Below are 4,855 nucleotides of genomic sequence, written 5' to 3' on the forward strand. Positions count from 1 at the left end.
CTGGTAGCCCGAGACCACGTTCGGCAGCGCGCCCATGTCGCAGGCGCCCTGCACGTTATTCTGGCCCCTCAGCGGGTTGACGCCAGAGCCGCGCTTGCCGATGTTGCCCGTGAGCATGGCGATGTTGGACATGGACAGGACATTGTCCGTGCCGCACGCATGCTGGGTGACGCCCATCGAGTAGATGATGGCCGAGGGCTTGTTGGTCGCGTAAATGCGTGCCACCTTTCGGATAGTATCGGCCGGCACGCCGGTTATGGGCGCGGCCCACTCCGGGGTGCACTTCATGACCTCTTCCTTCATCTTCTCGTAGTCTTTGGTCCGGTTCTTGATGAATTCCTTATCCTCGAGGCCCTCGGTGATGATGACGTTCATCATCGCGTTGATGAGCGCGACGTCGGTGCCGCTGTAGAAGGGCGCGTAGATGTCCGCCTGCCTGGCGGTCATCGTGAACCGCGGGTCGATGTTTATCAGGATGGCGCCGTTTTGTCTGGCTTTCACGACACGGCGACCGATCAGCGGGTGGTCCTCGAAGGTGTTGGAGCCTATGATGAAGATCGTCTTTGCTTCGCTAATGTCTTTGATCGAGTTCGTCATGGCGCCGCTGCCCAGTGACTTGGCCAGGCCCGCCACGGTCGTGCCGTGGCAGAGACGGGCGCAGTGGTCGATGTTGGCAGACTCCAGCGCGACCCGGGCGAACTTCTGCATGATATAGTTCTCTTCGTTGGTCACCCTGGCCGACGAGAAGCATGCCATGGCGTCGGGGCCATATTGGGCCTTGATCTCCTTGAACTTCGAAGCGATCAGTGAAAGAGCTTCCTCCCACGTTGCCGGCTCAAACTTGCCGTTCTTCTTAATGAGAGGGGTAGTAAGCCTATCATCTCTGTGGATGAATTCGTGTGCGAAGTTGCCCTTCGGACAGAGTTTGCCCTCGTTGACGGGGTGCCTCTTCCAGGGCTCGACTCCCACGACTTTTCCGCCTTTAACGACGAGGTTCAGCCCGCAGCCACAGCCACAATACGGGCAGATCGTCGGTACCATTTTCAAGTCCATTGTATCCGCACCTTAAATATTCGATAATATGTTTGAGGAAATTGTGGAGGGGGTATAAGAAGATCCCCTCCAGAAATCTTTGCATTAATATAGCTTACTTCGCCGTGGGGACAGCCTTCGGGGCTTCGCCGACCTTGACCTTGACGAGCGGAGACCTGAGGTAGATCCACCAGTAGATCAGGCTCACGAATATCGCACCGCCCACGATGTTGCCCAGCGTGACCGGTATGAGGTTCGTGACGAAGAAGTTGTACCAGCCATGCGTGCCGACCAGGTTGCTCGTCTGAGCGGCCGTCAGGCCCGCGGTAGCGACGATCTTGGGGTCGTTGGCGATGAAGATGCCAAGCGGGATGAAGAACATGTTCGCGACGCTGTGCTCGAAGCCGATCGTGACGAAGGCCATGATCGGGAACCAGCAGGAGAATATCTTGCCGATGGCATCGTCCGCGCTCAGCGCCAGCCAGACGGCCAGGCACACGAGCCAGTTACAGCCGATACCTCGCAAGAAAGCCGTCCAGAAGTCCAGGCCCGCCTTCGCGTTCGCGACGTTCGCCGTCGCCCATACTGCAAACGGAGCCGCGTTGAAGAGCCCGGCCTGGTATGCCAGGAAATAAGCGACAAAGAGAGCGCCAATAAGGTTACCGATATAAACAACGATCCAGTTGATCGCGAGCCCTGTCCACGTTCCTTCTTTATTCAACACGCCTATAGGTAAGAACATACAGTTTCCGGTGAAGAGTTCGGACCCCGCGATGACGACGAGCATCAGGCCCACAGGGAACACCGCACCAGCAGCGAACTTGAGCAGGCCCGGGGGCATCTTGACCGCAGCGTCCCCGATCATGCCGCCAGAGAGCATGCCGCCGGCAACTATTTCGCTGAGCAGGGCACCGAAGGCGATATATGCGCCCGCCAGGAAGCCCAGGAGCAAAAGTTTGTCTACCCATATACTACATTTTGTACATCCGGCCGTTGAAGCCGCCTTACAAATGTCTAAGGGTGCTTTTATTGCCATATTCAATCCTCCATTCAAACGTCAGGCCGGCCCCCGTGCGCCACATAACATACCACATTACGCCGCGAGGTTCGGCATACTGACATTAAAAAAAGATTATATTTTTTGTTCTTCTTTCTATATTAAAGTTATCTAAAACCGATATTCAATTCAAAAAAACATTTTAAGCGAAAAAGGGCTGTTTTTTCGCCTTTTCGCTTGAATAACCTATAATATATTTAAACTAGTTTAACAGGTCGAATCAAGGTCAGATTAATCATTTATCGATAATACCTGTAAATAATAGTAATTTTGTGATTGTCTATAAAAAGGTTACTGGAAAAACAGCTTAATATTTAAAAAAAGGTTACTCATGTCGATTATTTATAATAAAGTTTTTAATTGATATTAGTTACTATATAGATAGCTAACGTTTCCCTTCGGGCCTAAAGATTGCGCAGCCAAATTAATTTAACGATTGCTGAAAAAGCGATAATATAAGGCTAAAATCGCCTAAATTATAAATTATAATTAACGCATAATATTATATAATTAATTTATTAATATAGATTTTAGAAATCAGCCAGAAACATTATATATTGTCGCATCGGAAAAAGATAGATAGAGGCGGTATATTTGAGTCAAGTAGTAGTATCACCGACAACTCGACATGAAGGACACTCAAAACTCGTCCTTGAAGTTGATGACAACGGGATCGTGACTCAGGGTAATTACCTGAGCATAACGCCCGTCAGAGGATTTGAAAAATTTATTACGGGAAAACCGATGGAGTTCGCCCCCGTCGCGTCGTCCAGGTTCTGCGGCATCTGCCCCATTACCCACTCGACTGCGTCCGTGGAGTGCATTGAGAGAGCCCTCGGCATCATCCCGCCGAAGGACGGCCTTGTCATAAGGCAACTAGCGAACATGGGCAATAAGCTGCACAGCCACCCGCTCCATGAGCTGCTCATCCTTCCGGACTTCGTCAAGGACCCAAGCGCGTCCTTAGCGGCCACGGTCCGCATCCAGAAGATGAGAAAGATCGGCCAGGGCATCGTGGACATCACCGGCGGAGAAGCCATCCACGCCCCGAACTTCCGGGTCGGCGGCATGCAGAAGAACATGTCAGAGGCTGCAAAGCGCAAGATCATCGAGATGCTGAACCAGTACGAGCCCATCATGAAGGAGCAGGTCGACTTCATGCTCGCCACGCTAAAGGGCAACACAGAAGTGCCCAAGAAGCTGGGCGTCCACGACCGCGAGCTCATGGCCACTGATCTCAACTATGGTAATTCCGATCTTTTCGAGACAGAGTACTTCTACAGGTTCAGCGAGATCACCCCCAAGTCCTACTACCCCGGCGAAATCGGCATGGAGGCATGCACCAGCATCCCCATGATCGGCGGCAGGACCGTCGAGGGCGGCCCGAGGGCACGCCTGATGCGGTTCAAGGGCTTCGGCGCAAAGGACTGCGGCGACTTCGACCCCAGAGGCGCCATGGCCATCAACATCGCCAGGGCAATGGAGATCCCCATCGCGCTCGCAAGGGCACGTGAGCTTATCCAGCAGCTGGACACGACCAAGGAGACCTTAAAGAAGCCTCCCGAGTCCGGCGGCGACGGCAAGACGCTGGGAGTCGGCGCAAACGAGGCTCCGAGAGGCGTGAACGTCCACACCGCGAAGGTCAAGGATGGCAAGATCACTTACTACAATTGCCTGGTCGCAACCACCTGGAACATCCCGACCATCGGAAAGGCCACTGAAGGACAGCACTACAAGTGGGCAGAGTACGTCGTCCGGGCATATGACCCGTGCGTCTCGTGCGCGACCCACATGATCGTCGTCGACGAGGAGGGCAAGCTCGTAGACGAGGCCATGATATGATCCTTGAGGCGGAAACCCTCGTAGTTGGCTGTGGAAACGTATTATTCCAGGACGACGGCTTCGGGCCGCGAGTAGCCCAGGAAATGTCAAAGATCGAATTACCGCCTGGCATCAGGGTCATAGACGGGGGTACGGGAGCACCCCACCTCATCTTTACCCTGCTCGACGAGACCTGCAAGAAGCTGATCATACTGGACTGCATTAGCTGGGGAGCGAAACCCGGAACACTCCGCAAGTTTTCCGTGGACGAGCTGCCCAAGGGAAAATTCATCGATGCCCACAACTGGACCCTGAGCGAGCCATTGCACGCTATCAAGGATAAAGTGAACATCGTGGTCATCGGCTGCCAGCCGGCGAAGGTTTCTGAACCCGACATCGTATGGGAGCTCACCCCCGAGGTAGAGCGCGCGGTGCCGGAAGCCATTAAGATGGTACTAAAAGAGCTAGGGATCGATTATGGGACTATTAGATCAACTGAAGAGCCTGTTCGGCGGGGCGCCCAAGGCAGCTCCTGAGACTAAGGCTCCGGAAACTAAGAAAGAAGTAGTTGCACCAAAGAAGGAGGAAGTAAAAGTGACTAAGCCAAAACTTGCATATGTTCATCTAAGCGGCTGCACGGGCTGTCTGGTATCACTCGCGGACACCTATGAGAAGCTGCTTGATATTCTGGGCGCAGTGGACATGGTCTACAACCTGACCCTCGCTGACGCCAGGACCTTACCCGAGGGTAAGTTCGATATCGCCATCGTCGAGGGAGGCGTCTGTCTCCAGGACGAGGAAAGCGTAAAATTGATTAAGGAGACCAGAGAGAAGGCCGGCCTCGTAGTCGCATACGGCGGCTGCGCGGCTACAGGCAACGTGTTGAACTTCGCGCGCGGCGGCCAGTGGAACCAGCCCCAGCACGAGTCATACGTGCCCATCAAC

General features: G+C 53.8%; 4 protein-coding genes and 1 pseudogene. 3 read left to right on the forward strand and 2 right to left on the reverse strand.

The genetic code is table 11. The features are described from left to right. Positions 1-1,041 (reverse strand): molybdopterin-dependent oxidoreductase (locus VMC84_RS11335; protein WP_325380709.1); only part of this gene is annotated, 1,041 nt, incomplete at its 3' end. A 106-nt stretch (positions 1,042-1,147) separates the two neighbouring features. After that, positions 1,148-2,068: a formate/nitrite transporter family protein gene (locus tag VMC84_RS11340; protein WP_325380711.1), complete on the reverse strand. Its 921-nt coding sequence runs from the start codon at positions 2,066-2,068 to the stop codon at positions 1,148-1,150. 615 nt (positions 2,069-2,683) lie between these two features. Here VMC84_RS11340 and frhA point away from each other — a divergent pair. From frhA to VMC84_RS11355, 3 genes and pseudogenes are all read left to right on the forward strand, one after another. Beyond that, complete coding sequence (gene frhA, locus VMC84_RS11345) at positions 2,684-3,931, forward strand: coenzyme F420 hydrogenase subunit alpha (RefSeq protein WP_325380713.1); 1,248 nt, start codon at positions 2,684-2,686, stop codon at positions 3,929-3,931. Further along, the gene (frhD, locus tag VMC84_RS11350; RefSeq protein WP_325380715.1) at positions 3,928-4,446 is read left to right on the forward strand and encodes a coenzyme F420-reducing hydrogenase, FrhD protein; all 519 of its coding nucleotides are present in this window, start codon (positions 3,928-3,930) and stop codon (positions 4,444-4,446) included. Before frhA ends, frhD begins: the two co-directional genes overlap by 4 nt. A gap of 58 nt (positions 4,447-4,504) precedes the next feature. Beyond that, positions 4,505-4,855 (forward strand): annotated as a pseudogene (locus VMC84_RS11355) (coenzyme F420 hydrogenase subunit gamma); the annotation flags it as partial.

Source organism: Methanocella sp. (genome assembly GCF_035506375.1).
Lineage (GTDB): Archaea > Halobacteriota > Methanocellia > Methanocellales > Methanocellaceae > Methanocella.